Origin of the sequence: Candidatus Laterigemmans baculatus, assembly GCF_010367455.1 — a bacterium.
Lineage (GTDB): Bacteria > Planctomycetota > Planctomycetia > Pirellulales > Pirellulaceae > Laterigemmans > Laterigemmans baculatus.
The window spans coordinates 36,175-51,355 of record NZ_WRPR01000052.1 but is presented as its reverse complement, the minus strand read 5'-3'; the positions used below and the strand labels follow the sequence as shown (position 1 = coordinate 51,355).

Genomic DNA, 15,181 nt, shown 5'->3' with positions numbered 1-15,181 from the left:
TCAGAAAGACGAATGGAGGGCACTAGTCGGATTATTCATCAGCCGCCACTCGCTAGCGCAGATTATTCATCAGCCGCCGGGTGCTAGCCCCCGGTTTCCGAAAACGCCGAGGCAACCGGACGCAAGAAGCGTGGCGGCTGATTGAATGCGCGGTGGCTTGCAACGCTTTTTTCACCCATGTGGATTCGCTGTCCGCTCCTCGGCGGCGGAAGTGTGCAGCGCGGCGGCTTGGCGGCGGCTGGCGAGGTGGTTGGCGGCGACGACGACCGCCCCGGCGGCCAGGGCGATCGCGACCAGCGGCCAGAGCGGTTCGCTCCAGTCCGCCACGCCGACCCCCATCCACTCCTGTTCCTTGAACGGCAGCCCTGCGGTCTCGGCGGTCGGCACCTGCAGCGGCCACAGCTTGCGGAGCGAGCCGAGCATCAGTCCAAGGAGCGCGGCGAACGTGGTGTTGGAGTAGCGAAGGAGCAGGATCCGCAGCAGGCGGCTGAACAGAGCCAGCCCGATCAGGCAGCCGGAGGCAAACACGACCAACCGCAGCAAGCCATCGGCGGTGATCTGCAGCCGGAAGAAATCCTTGACGAGCCCCGTCACTGGATGGTAGACGCCGAGCAGCAGCATCAGGAACGCGCCGCTGATTCCGGGCAGGATCATCGCGCAGATCGCGATCACCGCGCAGACGAACAAGTAGAGCAGCGTCGGTTCGGCAGCGGTCGGTGTGAACTCGCCGAGCCCATAGGCCCCGGCCGCCGCCAACAAACAGGCGGCCACCGCCGGGGCGGACCAGCGGCGGACGTAGGCCGTGACCACGATTCCGCTGGCGGCGACGAGCCCAAAAAAGACGGCTCGGGTTTCCGCCGTGTGGTGTTCGAGCAGCCAGTGCATCAAGTTGGCCAGCCCGCCGATGCCCGCCAGCACGCCGACGCCGAGGGCGAGCAGAAAGCGGCCGTCGATGTGCTGCCAAGCGGCCACCAGACGCCGCTCGCGGAGCAGCGCCAGGGCGGTCGCATCGATCTGGCTGATCGCCGTCACCAACCGCTGGTAATGGCCCAGCACCAGGGCTACGGTTCCACCGCTGACTCCCGGTACGATGTCGGCCGCACCCATGCAAAAGCCGCGGGCGACATTTTGCAGATCGTGGGCGAGCGAAGCGGGCTGCGGTGCCGAAGGCATGGATGATCCCTAGGGAAAGCTGGCAGGACTGTGCGGCGAGTGAAACTGCTGAGCGGGCAAAACTGCTGAGCGGGCAAAACTGCTGAGCGGGTGAAACGGTAAGATCGGCGAAATTAAAATTCCATGAAAGATGTAGCGGCCTCATGCTGATCGTCGAGATGTTGATTCTGGCTATCGTCCAAGGAATTGCCGAATTTTTACCGATCAGCTCGTCCGGCCATCTGGTGATTGTCGGAGCCTTGCTCGGCGGCAGCGACGAAACGGCGACGGTCGAGATCATACTGCACGCCGGCACGCTGGCGTCGATCCTGGTGGTCTACTGGCAGCGGATCTTCGCGCTGCTGCGGGCCGATCGGCGGGTGATCCCGCTGTTGATCGTCGGGACGCTTCCGGCGGCCGTCTTAGGGCTGACGATCAAGTCGCAAGCCGAATGGCTGCTCAGCAATCCGCTTCTAGCCGGCTGCATGCTGCTGGTCACCGGCGGACTGTTGTTGATGCTGAAGTGGTTGCCCGAGGGGACCGGCGAGTACCAGCAGATGCGACTCTGGGAGGCGTTGCTCGTCGGCTGCTTTCAAGCGTTTGCGCTGCTGCCGGGGATCAGTCGCAGCGGATCGACGATCGTCGGGGCTCGGCTGCTGGGGATGGGTCGCACCGACGCGGTCACGTTCTCCTTCCTGTTGGCGATCCCGGCGATTCTCGGAGCGAGCGTGTTGGCGGTTCGCGATCTGGTTCAAGAAGAGGTGGCTTCGCAGGCCACTGCGGTTTTGGCGCTCGGGGCGGTGGTCTCGTTTGTCGTCGGGATCGGAGCGCTACGGTGGTTGATCCGCTGGGCTCGCGAAGGCCGATTGTACTGGTTCGCCGCCTGGTGCATTCCAGTCGGCCTCCTCGTCATCGCGATGTACTTCGCTGGAAAACTCTCATGACGACTTATGGCAAAATCGCCCAGCTCCGCACGCCTCAAGAGCTTCGCGATCGGCTCGCGGAGCTCGGGGTGACGCTCCCGGTCGACGAGGAAGTGCTCTCGGCCGAAGCCGGTTCGCCGCTGGCCGCTCCGGCAAGCGTGGGCGAGCGGGTGATCGGCAATCGGTGGTGCATCCATCCGATGGAGGGCTGGGATGCGAATCGCGACGGCACACCGAGCGAGCTCACGCTGCGGCGGTGGGAGCGGTTTGGTCGCAGTGGAGCGAAGCTGATCTGGGGTGGCGAGGCGGCGGCCGTCCGCCCCGACGGGCGAGCGAACCCGCATCAGACGATGGCCCTCGCCTCGTGCGAAGCGGGACTGGTGCAGCTTCGCGAGACGCTGGTCGCTGCGCACCGCGAAGCCTCTGGAGACACCGACGGGTTGCTGATCGGGCTGCAGTTGACCCACAGCGGACGGTTCTGTCGTCCGGACCGCAAGGATCGGTTGGAGCCGCGAATCGCCTACCATCACCCGCTGCTCGATGAGCGGTTTGGGATCGATCCGGAAGACCCGAGCGTGGTCTGGAGCGACGATGAGTTGGATGGCCTCGTCGGCGATTACGTCCGTGCGGCCCAGGTCGCCGAGCGAGCCGGCTTCGATTTCGTCGACGTCAAAGCCTGCCACGGTTACTTGCTGCACGAATTCCTCTCGGCGCGGCGTCGACCGGGGCGGTACGGCGGCGATTTTGAGGGCCGCACGCGGTTGTTGCTGTCGGCGATCGACGCGGTCCGCGATGCCTGTCCGGGGCTGCAAGTCGGCGTTCGGCTGAGTCTCTTCGATACGCTTCCGTACGCAACCGGAACGGGCATCGGCCAGCCGATGCCGTACGACCACATCGCTCCCTACGACGTGGCGTTCGGCTGTGACCCGGCCGATCCGGTGCGGATCGATCTGAGCGAACCGCTGCGGCTGGTCGCCGAGCTGCGTCGTCGCGACGTCCAGCTGTTGAACCTGACCTGCGGCAGTCCCTACTACAATCCGCACATCCAGCGGCCTGCGATCTTCCCCCCGAGCGATGGCTATCAGCCGCCGGAAGACCCTTTGGTCGGCGTCGCTCGGCAGATCAACGCGGCGGCCCGGGTTCGAGCGGCCGAGCCCGAGATGTTCATCGTCGGCAGCGGATACACCTACCTGCAAGATTATCTGCCGCACGTCGCCCAGGCGGTCGTCCGCGCCGAGATGATCGACGCGGTGGGGCTTGGCCGGATGGTGCTCTCTTATCCCGAGCTGCCAAGCGACACGTTGGCCGGCCGCACGATGCCGCGGAAGCTGGTCTGCCGCACCTTTAGCGACTGCACGACCGCCCCGCGGAACGGCATGGTCAGCGGCTGCTATCCGCTCGACGCGTTCTACAAACAGCGGCCCGAGCGAGCGGAGCTGCAGGGACTGAGCCGACGGCGCTAGCCGCGGGTGAGCCGACGGCGCTAGCCGCGGGTGAGCCGACGGCGTTAGCCGCGGGTGAGCCGCGCTGCCGAAGGGTCCGTGGCCGGCTCATGCATCAGCCGCCGGGCGCTAGCCCCCGGTTCCCGAAATCGCCGGGAAAACCGGACGCTAGCGCGTGGCGGCTGATTTCGCAATCAGGCAACGTGCCCAGGGCCCAACTACTTTCTTTTTGTGCGGCGCTTTTTTGTCGACCACTCTTCCGGGGTCTGCTATTCTCCCGGAAGTTGAGAAATATCCGCCGCCAGCGAAGAAAATGGTGGCGGGTGTCTATACGGTCGTATAGGATCGAGATGTACTTGGTGTACATCCATCGGCCTTTCCTTCCCGCCGCTTGTACGAGTGTGATGACCCATGAGCGCTCCCGCGACGCTGACCGACCGCCAGCAAGCTGTCTATGACCTGATTCGCGAATTGATCGTCCGCCGGGGGTACGGCCCCACGGTGCGAGAGATTGGCGAACATTTTGGGATCCGTTCCCCCAACGGGGTGATGTGCCATCTGAAAGCCTTGGAGCGGAAGGGCCTGATCCGCCGCAGCCCGAACAAATCGCGGGCGATCGAGTTGACCCACTCGGCCGACCGCAGCGGCACCTCGATGCCGATGGCGGGGCGGGTCGCCGCGGGGCCGACGACCCTCGCCTTCCAGCAGAATGAGCGTCTCGATCTCGGCGAGATGTTCTTCCGCGACGACCGGTTTTTGTTGCAGGTCTCGGGCGATTCGATGATCGACGCGCACATCGCCGATGGCGACTACGTGATCGTGCAAAAGACCGCCACCGCTTCGGCAGGCCAGATGGTGGTGGCCCAAACCCCCGACGGCGAAGCGACGCTCAAGTACTGGTATCCCGAGCCGAACCGGATCCGCTTGCAGCCGGCCAATCGAGAGATGGGTCCGATCTACGTCGACAACGCCGAGGTAATCGGCATCGCCGTCGGCGTGGTGCGGCCCCACGTCTGAAGCCCGCATGTCGCCAGAGTTGCCTTTCGCTCCGCGAAAGTAGCGAGTCTGCGCAGCTTTCCCGGAGCGAAAGGCGACTATGTTGTCGACGGCTTTAGCCGGCGGCCCGTTTTTCACTGGCCGCGTTCAGTTTGTTGTAGAGCGTCTTGAGGCTGATCCCGAGCTCGTGGGCCGCGGCTGGTTTTTTGCCGTCGTGCCGCTCGAGCGCGTCCTCGATCGCTGCCAGCTCCATGTCGCGGAGGCTCGTGGGGCTGTGGGTGCGGAGCTCCTTGCGGAGTTGTCGCTCGGAGAACTGACGCGGGAGGTGTTCCGGGAGAATTGGCAGCGCGTCGCAGAGGATCGAGGCATGCTCGACCACGTTGGCCAGCTCGCGGACGTTCCCCGGCCAGACGTGGGCGAGGAGCAGCTCTTTCGCTTCGTCGCTGAACAGTTGATCGTCGCTGCGGGAGTCGTTGCGGAAGCGACGGAGCAGGTGGGCGGCTAACGGGAGGATGTCGCTGGCCCGGTTGCGGAGCGGCGGGATTTGGATTTCGAAGGTGTTGATGCGGAACATCAGGTCTTCGCGGAAGGTCCCTTCCTCGACCATCGCTTCCAGATCGCGGTGCGTCGCGCAGATCACGCGGACGTCGATCTTCGTCGTTTGGTTGTCGCCGACGCGGCGGATTTCTCCCGACTCCAGGACGCGGAGCAGCTTGGCCTGCATCGACAGCGGGAGCTCGCCGATTTCGTCGAGGAACAGGCTGCCGTCGTTGGCGACTTCGAACAAACCGGTGCGGGCCGCATCGGCACCGGTGAAGGCACCTCGGCAGTGACCAAAGAGTTCGCTCTCGATCAGGCTCTCGGGCAGCGCTCCGCAGTTGATGGCGACGAACGGCTTGTCGGCTCGCAAGCTCTGGTCGTGAACCGAGCGGGCGACGAGCTCTTTGCCGCTGCCGGTCTCGCCGCGGATCATCACCGTGCTCTCGGTCGGAGCGACCTTGGCGACCAGTTTGCGGACCGCTTCGATCGACGCGTGCGAGCCGATCAGGCGGCCATCGCCCTCGGCCCGCTGGACGCGGAGCTGCAGCGCGGCGACTTGGCGGCTGATTTTGCGATGTTCGGCGACGCGGCCGAGCAGGGTCGCCAGGTCGGCCAGGCGGCAGGGCTTGGTCAAGTAGTCGAACGCTCCCTGGCGCAGGGCGGCGATCGCCGTGTCCTGGCTCGCCTTGCCAGTGAGCACCACCGCGGCGACGTCGGGGTACATCTGCTTGGCCCGCTGGATGACTTCGATGCCGTTCATCCCGGGCATATCGAGGTCGACCAGCAAACAGTCGTAGGCGTTTCGCTCGAGCGCCGCGACCGCGGTCAACCCGTCGGGACAGACCGTCACGGTGTGACCCATCCGCGGCAACTCGCTCCGCATGACTTCCTGCAATCCAGGCTCGTCATCGGCGAAGAGGATGGCCATGCCTTTGGAGGAGTTAGGCTGCCGCGAGTCTTTCATGGTCGACATCACTGCTGGCTTCGAGGGGGAGAAGGACTTCCAAACGCGAACCACACTGCGGCCCCTCGCTGTGGGCGGTCAGTTGGCCGTCGTGTTGATTGACAATCCGGTAGGTGATGCTCAGCCCGAGCCCGGTCCCGCGGCCGTCGCGGCGGCGGGTGAAGAAGGGTTCGAACAGGTGCTCGCGGACTTCGTCGGTCATTCCGCAGCCGTCGTCCTCGACCGTGATCCGCGCCGAGTCGCCGACGGTGTCGACGCGGACGTCGACCGCGCCTTCGGTATCGACACTCTCGAGCGCATTGGTCACCAGGTTCAGCACGACTTGCTTGATCTGCTGCGGGTTGACGTTCGCGATGACGGGACCGGAGCAATCGAGCCGCACGGTTTTGCAGCGGTACTGGCCGAGCGTGCCGACCATCGCGACCACGTCCTCGGCCAACTCGGCGAGATCGGTCGGCGATTTCCGCAGGTCGCCCATCCGGCTGAAATCGAGCAACCGTTCGGTGATCCCTTTGCAGCGGAAGGCCTCTTCCTGAATCCGCCGGAGGTTGGTTCGCAAGCTCTCCAGCTGGTCTTCCGAGAGCGGACTGAATCCGTCCCCGCCGCTGTCGCACTCGCCGCTGTCGCACTCGCCGCTGTCGCCTGCGGAGCGGTGGGGCGTGTGCAGCAGGTCGTGGAGCCGCGATTCGAGCGCCTCGGCGCTCCAGGCGATCGACGCCAGCGGGTTGTTGATTTCGTGGGCGACGCCTGCGGCCAGGAAGCCGACGCTGGCGAGCTGTTCGCGCTGGACGACTTCGCGAGTTCGGTCGCGGATTTGGGCGTCGAGTCCGCGGCAGACCGCTTCCAGCTCGTCGTAGGTTTTTTGGAACCGATCGGTCATCCCGTTCATCGCCGCGGCTAGTTCCGCCAGCTCGTCGCCGGTTCCCAGATCGATGCGGTGGTTGAGCTCCCCGCGCGCCACTCGGCGGCTGCCGGCGAGCAGTTGGCGGAAGGGCTGCATGATCAGCGTCCGGAACAGCCATAGCAGCGTGCCGACCATCGCGATCGCGGCGATCGTCGAGGACCAGGCGAGGATGATCATCGTGCGATACTGGCCGCGGACATCGTTGCGGAACCCGGCCATCCGCTGCTGGAGGATCGTCGGCAGTCGCTCGGCGTCCTCGGCGAGCAAGTCCAGCTCCGCTTGCAGCGAACGGAAATCCGACTCCCGCATCTCCCACAGCTCGGGCTGTTGGAGGGCTTCGATCCGAGACAGCCGGCTCCGCAGATCGTTCAGCACCGCCATCTGCTGGACGCCGTCGGTCAGCAGCGAGTCGGGCACTTCGCTATGGCTGAGGCGATCGCTGTACCGCTCGAGCGTGCTGTGGAAATCGGCGAGCGCATCGTGGAAGCGGGCGTTCTCATTGCGGAGCATGATGCTGCGGAAGGAGATTTCATCGAACAGCGACTCGCGGTGGCTGCCGTTGCGAATCCGGTGGCAGGTGTCGCGGAGCGTGTCGGCGGAGCGTGTCAACGAGCTGCTCAGAGGCAGTTCGGCGGCCCGCTCGCTGACGTTCATCGCCAGCTGACGAAAGCCGTACAGCCCCCAGAAACCACTGAGGGCGAGCGTGCTGACGATGGCCGAAAGGATGGCCAGCGCCAGGAGCAGCTTGATGCGGATCGGCCAGCACGCGAGCAAAGCCCACCCCTCCTTGGATGCGGCGAATGGGAGAATCGGAATCGCTCGCCGAGTCTATCGCAGGCAGTCGCGCCGGAGCAACGGATATTCCGCAGCCCGGTACGTCCGGCTTCTCACGCTTCTGTCAGGCGGGAAAGCCTGCCGTCCGCTGGCGGGCGTCTATACTGCGAGGGCGAATCCCTACACCCTTTACCGTCGATGAGGATCGATTGATGAAACGACGCTTGCTGACCGTGTTAGCGCTCTCGGCCGCCGTGGCGCCGACCACTCCGGCTGGGGCCGAGGAGTATCTCAGCGGAATCCGCTGGGAAAAGCCGCCGGTGGTCGATCCCGGAAAGACGGACGACGCCCCTCCCTCCGACGCCGTCGTTCTCTTTGGCGGCGAGGACGCGTCGGCCTGGGAGAACCAGGAGAACTGGAAGGTTGAAGATGGCACCCTGATCTCGGGCAAAGGCTATTTGACCACCAAGCAGGAGTTTGGCGATTGCCAGCTGCACATCGAATGGTCCGCTCCGACGCCACCCAAAGGAGAAGGGCAAGGGCGTGGCAACAGCGGGGTCTTCATGATGGGCAAGTACGAGATCCAGGTGCTCGACTCGTACCAGAACGAGACCTACGCCGACGGCCAGGCCGGGGCGATCTACAAGCAGACGCCGCCAATGGTCAACGCGACGCGGCCGCCGGGAGAGTGGAACACGTACGACATCTTCTGGACTGCCCCGCGGTTCCACGAGGACGGTTCGCTCAAGTCACCTGCCTCCATCACCGCGGTCCACAACGGCGTCCTGATCCTGAACCACTTCACCTTGCTCGGCGATACGCCCTTCACGCGTCCCCCCGAGTACCAGGCGCATGAGCCGCGAGGTCCGATCGCGCTGCAGGACCACGGCAACCCGGTCCGGTTCCGCAACATCTGGGTGCGAGAGATCAAGCCGCCCGTGGGCGAGCGGGTCCGCGACCCGTACCTCCGCGATGGCGACAAAGAGACGCCGCTGCCGAAACAAGCGGACTGAACCGACGGCGCTAGCCGCGGGTTCTGCAGCGGTGGAAAAACCGGGAGACGCGAGGCCCGAGGCTAGCGCCTACGGCTCAGAATGCTCCCATCTCAGCGTCGCGGTTCGCCCTCCCCGCTCGTTCCTCGCGACCCTCCGAAGCGGAGGGTGTCTCCGAACCAAAAAAAACAGCCGCCGGAAGAATTCCGGCGGCTGTGGCGTTCTTTTTGAAGAAACGTGAGCGAGCAAGCTCAGCTGGCGTCGCGATCGTCGTCGTCGTCGAGAGCCAGCGGGATCGCGATCGCGGCGGCGATGATCAAGGCCAGCACGATCGGGTTGGCCAGCACGCCCAGCAGGCCGCCGTTGCGAGCACCGCGAGCGACTTGGGGATCGACGGTGTGGATCACACCCCGCTTGGCAACGGCCGGAGCCGTGCCTTCTTCCCAGACGCGGTAGTTATTCAGTCCGCCGTGGGAGACGACTTGGTACACGCCCGGCTTCAGTCCTTCGGCGGCGAACCGTCCGTCGGCGTCGGTGCGGAGTTCCAGGACCGGTTTGCCGTTCTGGCCGATGACGACCGGAGCGTCGCTGACGCCGCGGCCGGCTTCGTCAACCAAGCCGCCGATCAGCAGCCCGTTCTGCAGGCTGACGTCTTCGACCTTCTGGCTGATCGTGATCCCGTCAACGATGACGTTCTCAGCTGCTTTGGACATCTGGGGGAAACAGACCCCCAAGCAGGTCAGAGCGACGACTGCCGCCCGAAAAGTTTTGGAAGCCTTCATACCCAGTTCCTTCTGCGGTTTAAACAAAGCCACGACTTGTTACCTGCAAGATTCGTCCGCTCGGTCCGCTGTTCTGCAGTTAAAAAGTTCGTTTTGCGATTTTTTTTCGCTTGGCAGAAAGCGCTCTGCCCCCGAACGGTGGCCGAAGCCAGCCGTCCGAGTGGGGAGCCTACGAAAAACGACGTCTCGAAGAAAAGAGACGTCGCTTTCCATTGGAAGAATTTTTTTGCTGTGAGCAGGTATCGGCTCAGTCGGTCTGCGACTCGAGATATTCCCCTTGCTGTTCGGCCAATTCGCCAGCCGCTTCGAGCGTATCGCCTCGAGCTTCGGCGACGTCTTCCACTTCGCCCTCGGTGACGATCCCGTCGGCGGTGGCCGATCGGACTTCTTCGCTTTCCTCAATGACCGCTTCGTTGAAGTCTTCTTCGGCATTCCGCAGCTGCGTTTCATCGCATCCGAGGGAGAAGCCGAACAGAGCCATCAGACTGGCAAGGGTAATCGCGTAACGCACAGGTAAACCTCGTTGTTGGTAAGCCAAAGGCTGGGAAGTCACGGCGGCGGAGCGCAAACCAAACCCGCGGGCCCTCCGCCGATAGCTACCGTAGAGCAAGCCCCATGCCAGAATGCGAGGCGTCGGGGCTCAGCCCGAAGCCAGGCTCTGTCAGAAAACTCTGAGCCGACGGCGCTAGCCGCGGGTGAGCCGACGGCGCTAGCCGCGGGTGAGCCGACGGCGCTAGCCTCGGGTGAGCCGTAGGCACTAGCCGCGGGTGCTGCAGCGGAAATCCCGGGGCTGCGAGGCCCGAGGCTAGCGCCTACGGCTCACCCGAGGCTAGCGCCTACGGCTCACCCGAGGCTAGCGCCTACGGCTCACCCGAGGCTAGCGCCTACGGCTCAAAAGAGTGAAATCGCCGGGTTTTCTGACAGAACCTAGGCTCAGCCCGAGGCTAGGGTGCGGGCGGAGTCGTGGATCGGGCGGAGATGCTCGAGCGTCGGATGCGAGATCCGCAGCCGCGCGGTCTCGACGTAACAGCCGATCCGCCCCGAGGTGAACGTCGGATCGGCCAGGGTCAGCAGCACGCTGCCGTTGAGCGAGAATTCGAGGTAGTCGCGGAGCGCGACGAGCGAAATCTCAAACGGGCCGCCGTTGTGGCTCCGCCAGTAGCCGGCCTGCAGCGAGCGAAAGTGAAAGGCATGCTCGAGCCTCCCCCCGGGACGCTCTCCCCAGGCCCGTAGCTGAGCCACCCCTTTGAGCAGATCGAGCGAGAGATAGTAGCCGTTGCTGGTCAGCGGGTCGGCCCGGAACACCAACCCGCACTTGCCGGTTCCCTCCAGTTCGAGCCCGGCCGAAAAGCGAAAGCAGTCGACTTGTTGGTTCAGCAAAAAACCTTCAAAGCCCCCTTCGGACTCGATCGTGATCGAGTCGCGGGGATCGTCGCAGCTCCAGTTGGCGTGCCGGTTGTGGACCAAGGGCTGCAGCGGGAGCAGCGTCTCGGGGAGATCGACGCGATGCACCCGCTGTTCAAAGCCTTCGTAGGAGACCGCCCGCAGTTGGCCATCCCCCTGCGGGATCAGCCGCTTCGGCGGCGGCATGATGTTTTCATGATCGCGACGCTGACTGTCGACGGTGTAAAAATTCCAAAGCAGCGGCCCGGCATCGTCGTGGGAGACGCGGGCCGCATAATTTCCCTGCGGCAAGAGCACGTTGTCGTAGAAGTTCCGCCACGGACCGGCGAGGCTCTCGGAGTACCAGTAGCGGACCTTGGCGTCCTCGCGAATGCTGCCGATCAGGTAATAGTACCGCCCGATCTTGAGCAGATTGGGGACCTCGATGTCGTCGTACTGTCCCGGACGGTGCAGCGGCGGGAGCGTCTTAAAGCGATCCGGCTCGCTCTCCTCGAGCAGCCCCACGCAGCCGCGGCGGATCACCGGTCCGTCGGGGACGCGAGCCGCCGTGAGCAGATACCCTTTGCCGTTCTCGCGGAAGTAAAACGGGTCTCGCCAACTGACCCATGAGCGGCCCTCGTCGAGCGAGTGTTCGTAGCAGGGAGCGGTTGCCTCGAGCGGAAAAGAACTCTGAGGATCGAAGCTGCTTGCGACTCCCTCGCTGCCGTCGTGACGCTTCTCTCCGGTCGAACGCCACGAGTCGCTCGCCTTTCGCCAGGAGAGGAGGTCGTCGCTGCGAGCCAACCCGATCCGCTGAATCTCTCCACGCTCGCGGCGGGAAAGCCCGGTATAGAACATCCGCCACGAGCCCGGCCGATGGGGATCGGCAGAGACGTGGACCGTCCACAGCATGTGATCGTCCCAGCCGCCGGGGTGTCCGATGAACAACGCATTGTCGACGCGGTGCCAGTTGAACCCATCGCGGCTGATCGCATGCGCAATAAAGTCGTGGTTCGGCAGGACCAGGTGAAAAAGATGGTACAGGCCGTCGTGCCAGAGCACGTCGACATCTCCCATCGTCTTGCGAAACGTCAGCGAATCGTTGTACACGGCAGGGGAGAGGTTTCAGGGTGCAGGTTTCAGGGTGCAGGTTGCAGGGAGCAGGTTGCAGGGAGCAGGGAGCAGGGATTGGCCACGGAAGGACACGGAAGGGGGAGGAGGCAGGGGCACCGACAAACCTGCTCGATCTCCGTGCTATCGGCGGTCCTTCTCCTTTCCGTGTCCCTTCCGTGTTTTTCCGTGGCCACCCTTCGTTTGATTCGTGAGTTTTATTCGGCGGGGGTCAACGGGGCGAAGGCGAGCCGAAAGGTTTGGGTGTAGCCTTCGGCGAAGACGACTTTGGCAGTCCGCTTGGGGCCTCGGCCGGTCAGGTCGACGATCCGCCCTTCGCCGTACTCGGGATGCATCACGGCCATCCCGTTGCGAAAGAATCCGACCGCCAAGGAATTCTCGCGCTGCCGCGAGAGCAAGTCGGCCGCAGTCGTCATTCCCGCCGGCGGCCCCGCGGGGGACGATTCCCTCACCATTCCCCGCTCGTCATCGGGCAACTGGCACAGATCGTCATCGTCGATGGCCGAGGGTCGTGCCTCCTCGGCCGGCAAGTCCCACGCGTCGGGGTATCCCGCCTCGTCGGCGTACGGATCGGCGTCGCTTCCGCCCGTGTAGAACTCGGCCGGATCGGGCGTCTCGGTCATCCGCATCGTGGCCCGCGGCAGTTCGATCAAGAAGTGGCTCGGGGCGGCTGGCCGCAGTTGGCCGCGCATCGTGCGGCGGCGGGCGTAGCTGAGTTGGAGGTGCTGCTCGGCCCGCGTGATTCCGACGAACAACAGCCGCCGCTCTTCCTCGAGCTGCGAGGGATCGTCTTGGCTGCGGGCGTGGGGGAGCAGATCGTTTTCCACCGCGATGATGTAGACCCGAGGAAACTCGAGTCCCTTGGCTGCATGCAGCGTCATCAACGTCACGCGATCGTTCGACTCCTGCCAGGCATCGGTGTCGCTCACCAGCGCGACTTGCTCGAGAAACGCTTCGAGCGGCGCTTCTTCGGGAAACTGTTGATCGAATTCCACCGCCGCGCTGATCAGCTCGTCGACGTTCGCCAGCGGGTTGTTGTCCGAGTCATCGACGGCGGTTTTCTCCAGGTGTTCCTGGTAGCCGGTTTCCTGGAGCAGGTACCGCAGCAGCGTTTCGAGCGGCTCGGTCGCTTTCAGGCACAGCCGGTCGTAGAGGGCGACGAAGGCGGCAACTTTGGCCGCCGAGCGGGGTGCCAGCGAGCCGATCAGTCCGGCCTCTCGGGCGGCATCGAGCAGCGGGATGCGGTGGGAGTCAGCGTGCTGGCGGAGCCGCTCGATCGTCTTCGCGCCGATCCCGCGAGCGGGCGTGTTGATCACTCGCTGGAGCGCCACGTCGTGGGCCGGGTTGTTGATCAAGTGCAGGTAGGCCAGCAGATCCTTGATCTCCTTCCGCTGGTAGAACTCGACGCCGTTGACGATCTGGTACGGCACGCCGCGAGCCCGGAAGGCGTGTTCGAGCGAGCGGGTCAGGGCGTTCATGCGGCAGAACACGGCGACGTCGCGAGGTCGAAACCGCCCCGCGTCGACCCCGGCGGCGATCTGCTCGGCGATGTCGTCGGCTTCCTCGTAGCCATCGTTGTAGCTCCGCAGCGTGACCGGTTCGCCCGACGGGTTATGGGTGAACAACTCCTTCGCCTTCCGCCGCGTGTTGTGGCGGATCAGGGTGTCGGCGACGTGCAGAATCTCGGGCGTGCTGCGGTAGTTCTCTTCGAGCCGCACGGTCAGCACCGACGGATAGTCTTTCTCGAAGTCGAGGATGTTATTGATGTCCGCGCCTCGCCAGCCGTAGATCGATTGGTCGGGATCGCCGGTGACCGACAGGTTCGGGTAGTCGACGCTCAGCGCCCGCACGATCGCGTACTGGGCGAGGTTCGTGTCCTGATACTCGTCGACCAGGATGTAGCGATGCCGCGAGTCGAGTTCGGCCCGCAACTCGTGATTGTCGCGGAGCATCCGCGCGACGTGCAGCAAGAGATCGTCGAAGTCGACCGCGTTGGCCGTGAGCAGTTGCTGTTGGTAGACCGGGTAGACGCGAGCGGCGACGTGGTCGGCCGCCCGCAGGGCCTGGTCCTCGAGCATCTCGGGGAGCACCAAGCGGTTTTTGAAGCGGCTGATCACCGCCGCGATCTGCTCGGGCGAAGTGTGGCTGGTGTTGACCTTGGCCGCCTCGATCGCTCGCCGCATCGCCTGCTTGGCATCGGTCGTATCGTAGATCGAATAGTTTTCATTGAGTCCGACCAGCGACGCGTAGCGGCGGAGCAGCCGAGCGCAGAAACGGTGGAAAGTTCCCATCCACACCGGCTGGCCGGGAGCGAGCCGTTCGACGCGGCCCCGCATCTCTTCGGCCGCCTTGTTGGTGAACGTCAGGGCCGTGATCTGCCAAGCTGGAATCCCGTGCCCGATCATGTGGGCGATGCGGTGGGTGACGACACGCGTTTTGCCACTTCCCGGGCCGGCGAGGATCAACAGCGGCCCGTCGACGTGCGTGACGGCTTCCCGCTGGGCAGGAGTCAGATCGCGAAGGATGGCGTCCATGGAAAGGGGCCGTGCGAACGAGGGACGGGCGGTGAACAGGTGCATTGTACGAACTTCCTCACCGACGTCCCTCCCCGATTGCCGCTAGAATCAGCGAGCGTTGCACGACTGCGCAGTGGGCCCGCCTCGCGGAAGGCGGGCCGCCGAGCATGCCGCTCCAAGTAATCCATCGCTCGTCCGCAAGCCTCAGCCCGCCATTTTTGTTAGGAGATTGCCATCGATGGCTGACTCGAAATCGGGAGCCAAGAATGTGTTGGGCGGTCCGCTGGAGACGTGCAGCACCGATCCGTTGACCGGTTTTTACCGCAACGGTTGCTGCGATACCGGGGGCCAGGACGTGGGGATCCACACGGTGTGCGCGGAGATGACCGAAGAGTTCTTGAGGTTCTCACGGCAGCGGGGCAACGATCTGAGCACGCCCAATCCGATGTTCCAGTTTCCTGGGCTGCAGCCCGGCGACCGCTGGTGCGTCTGTGCGGCGCGGTGGAAAGAGGCCTACGACGCCGGCGTCGCTCCGCCCGTGGTGCTCGAAGCCACCCACGTCTCGACGCTTGAATTCGCCAGCCTCGAAGAACTGCGGGGAGAGGAGTGAGCACGAGCACGATTGGGCGGATCGCTATTGACGCTAAATCCTGAAAATTTCTATACTTGCCGCTTGGTTTCG

Annotated in this window: 12 protein-coding genes; 5 read left to right on the top strand and 7 right to left on the bottom strand. The window is 64.5% G+C overall.

What is annotated here, in order from left to right:
* Nucleotides 1–171 precede the first annotated feature (171 nt).
* Nucleotides 172–1,173, bottom strand: coding sequence for a DUF368 domain-containing protein (locus tag GNK13_RS11575; RefSeq protein WP_164102679.1), 1,002 nt, complete (start codon nucleotides 1,171–1,173; stop codon nucleotides 172–174).
* A gap of 158 nt (nucleotides 1,174–1,331) precedes the next feature.
* On the opposite strand from GNK13_RS11575, the gene GNK13_RS11570 reads away from it, so the two are divergent.
* The 3 genes from GNK13_RS11570 to lexA all read left to right on the top strand — a co-directional run bounded on the left by GNK13_RS11570 (nucleotide 1,332) and on the right by lexA (nucleotide 4,534).
* Nucleotides 1,332–2,096, top strand: a complete 765-nt coding sequence (locus GNK13_RS11570) for an undecaprenyl-diphosphate phosphatase (protein ID WP_235935078.1) — start codon at nucleotides 1,332–1,334, stop codon at nucleotides 2,094–2,096.
* On the top strand, nucleotides 2,093–3,538 hold the full coding sequence (locus tag GNK13_RS11565; protein ID WP_164102677.1) for an oxidoreductase: 1,446 nt from the start codon (nucleotides 2,093–2,095) through the stop codon (nucleotides 3,536–3,538). Before GNK13_RS11570 ends, GNK13_RS11565 begins: the two co-directional genes overlap by 4 nt.
* A gap of 390 nt (nucleotides 3,539–3,928) precedes the next feature.
* Nucleotides 3,929–4,534: a transcriptional repressor LexA gene (gene lexA, locus GNK13_RS11560; RefSeq protein ID WP_164102676.1), complete on the top strand. Its 606-nt coding sequence runs from the start codon at nucleotides 3,929–3,931 to the stop codon at nucleotides 4,532–4,534.
* A 94-nt stretch (nucleotides 4,535–4,628) separates the two neighbouring features.
* Here the strand turns inward: lexA and GNK13_RS11555 are convergent, their stop codons facing one another.
* Both GNK13_RS11555 and GNK13_RS11550 read right to left on the bottom strand, forming a co-directional pair.
* Complete coding sequence (locus GNK13_RS11555; RefSeq protein WP_164102707.1) at nucleotides 4,629–5,981, bottom strand: sigma-54-dependent transcriptional regulator; 1,353 nt, start codon at nucleotides 5,979–5,981, stop codon at nucleotides 4,629–4,631.
* A 13-nt stretch (nucleotides 5,982–5,994) separates the two neighbouring features.
* On the bottom strand, nucleotides 5,995–7,695 hold the full coding sequence (locus tag GNK13_RS11550) for a sensor histidine kinase (protein WP_164102675.1): 1,701 nt from the start codon (nucleotides 7,693–7,695) through the stop codon (nucleotides 5,995–5,997).
* 212 nt (nucleotides 7,696–7,907) lie between these two features.
* Between GNK13_RS11550 and GNK13_RS11545 the strand changes: the two genes are divergently transcribed.
* Complete coding sequence (locus GNK13_RS11545; protein WP_235935076.1) at nucleotides 7,908–8,708, top strand: 3-keto-disaccharide hydrolase; 801 nt, start codon at nucleotides 7,908–7,910, stop codon at nucleotides 8,706–8,708.
* A gap of 230 nt (nucleotides 8,709–8,938) precedes the next feature.
* On the opposite strand, the gene GNK13_RS11540 is transcribed toward GNK13_RS11545, so the two are convergent.
* The 4 genes from GNK13_RS11540 to GNK13_RS11525 all read right to left on the bottom strand — a co-directional run bounded on the left by GNK13_RS11540 (nucleotide 8,939) and on the right by GNK13_RS11525 (nucleotide 14,517).
* On the bottom strand, nucleotides 8,939–9,469 hold the full coding sequence (locus tag GNK13_RS11540; RefSeq protein WP_164102673.1) for a carboxypeptidase-like regulatory domain-containing protein: 531 nt from the start codon (nucleotides 9,467–9,469) through the stop codon (nucleotides 8,939–8,941).
* Nucleotides 9,470–9,716: 247 nt separating this feature from the next.
* Nucleotides 9,717–9,980: a hypothetical protein gene (locus tag GNK13_RS11535; protein ID WP_164102672.1), complete on the bottom strand. Its 264-nt coding sequence runs from the start codon at nucleotides 9,978–9,980 to the stop codon at nucleotides 9,717–9,719.
* 422 nt (nucleotides 9,981–10,402) lie between these two features.
* Nucleotides 10,403–11,962 carry a glycosyl hydrolase gene (locus tag GNK13_RS11530; RefSeq protein WP_203329031.1) on the bottom strand — a complete coding sequence of 520 codons (1,560 nt, stop codon included), beginning with the start codon at nucleotides 11,960–11,962 and terminating at the stop codon, nucleotides 10,403–10,405.
* Between the two features lie 218 nt (nucleotides 11,963–12,180).
* The gene (locus GNK13_RS11525; RefSeq protein ID WP_164102671.1) at nucleotides 12,181–14,517 is read right to left on the bottom strand and encodes an ATP-dependent helicase; all 2,337 of its coding nucleotides are present in this window, start codon (nucleotides 14,515–14,517) and stop codon (nucleotides 12,181–12,183) included.
* A 220-nt stretch (nucleotides 14,518–14,737) separates the two neighbouring features.
* Here GNK13_RS11525 and GNK13_RS11520 point away from each other — a divergent pair, with 220 nt between their 5' ends.
* Complete coding sequence (locus GNK13_RS11520; protein WP_164102670.1) at nucleotides 14,738–15,109, top strand: DUF2237 family protein; 372 nt, start codon at nucleotides 14,738–14,740, stop codon at nucleotides 15,107–15,109.
* Nucleotides 15,110–15,181 lie beyond the last annotated feature (72 nt).

Excerpts from the sequence above, each read along its gene's own strand:
- GNK13_RS11575 (WP_164102679.1), bottom strand. The coding sequence starts at position 1,173 with ATGCCTTCGGCACCGCAGCCCGCTTCGCTCGCCCACGATCTGCAAAAT.
- GNK13_RS11525 (WP_164102671.1), bottom strand. The coding sequence starts at position 14,517 with ATGGACGCCATCCTTCGCGATCTGACTCCTGCCCAGCGGGAAGCCGTC.
- GNK13_RS11545 (WP_235935076.1), top strand. The coding sequence starts at position 7,908 with ATGAAACGACGCTTGCTGACCGTGTTAGCGCTCTCGGCCGCCGTGGCG.
- GNK13_RS11540 (WP_164102673.1), bottom strand. The coding sequence starts at position 9,469 with ATGAAGGCTTCCAAAACTTTTCGGGCGGCAGTCGTCGCTCTGACCTGC.
- GNK13_RS11555 (WP_164102707.1), bottom strand. The coding sequence starts at position 5,981 with ATGGCCATCCTCTTCGCCGATGACGAGCCTGGATTGCAGGAAGTCATG.
- GNK13_RS11520 (WP_164102670.1), top strand. The coding sequence starts at position 14,738 with ATGGCTGACTCGAAATCGGGAGCCAAGAATGTGTTGGGCGGTCCGCTG.
- GNK13_RS11570 (WP_235935078.1), top strand. The coding sequence starts at position 1,332 with ATGTTGATTCTGGCTATCGTCCAAGGAATTGCCGAATTTTTACCGATC.
- GNK13_RS11565 (WP_164102677.1), top strand. The coding sequence starts at position 2,093 with ATGACGACTTATGGCAAAATCGCCCAGCTCCGCACGCCTCAAGAGCTT.
- lexA (WP_164102676.1), top strand. The coding sequence starts at position 3,929 with ATGAGCGCTCCCGCGACGCTGACCGACCGCCAGCAAGCTGTCTATGAC.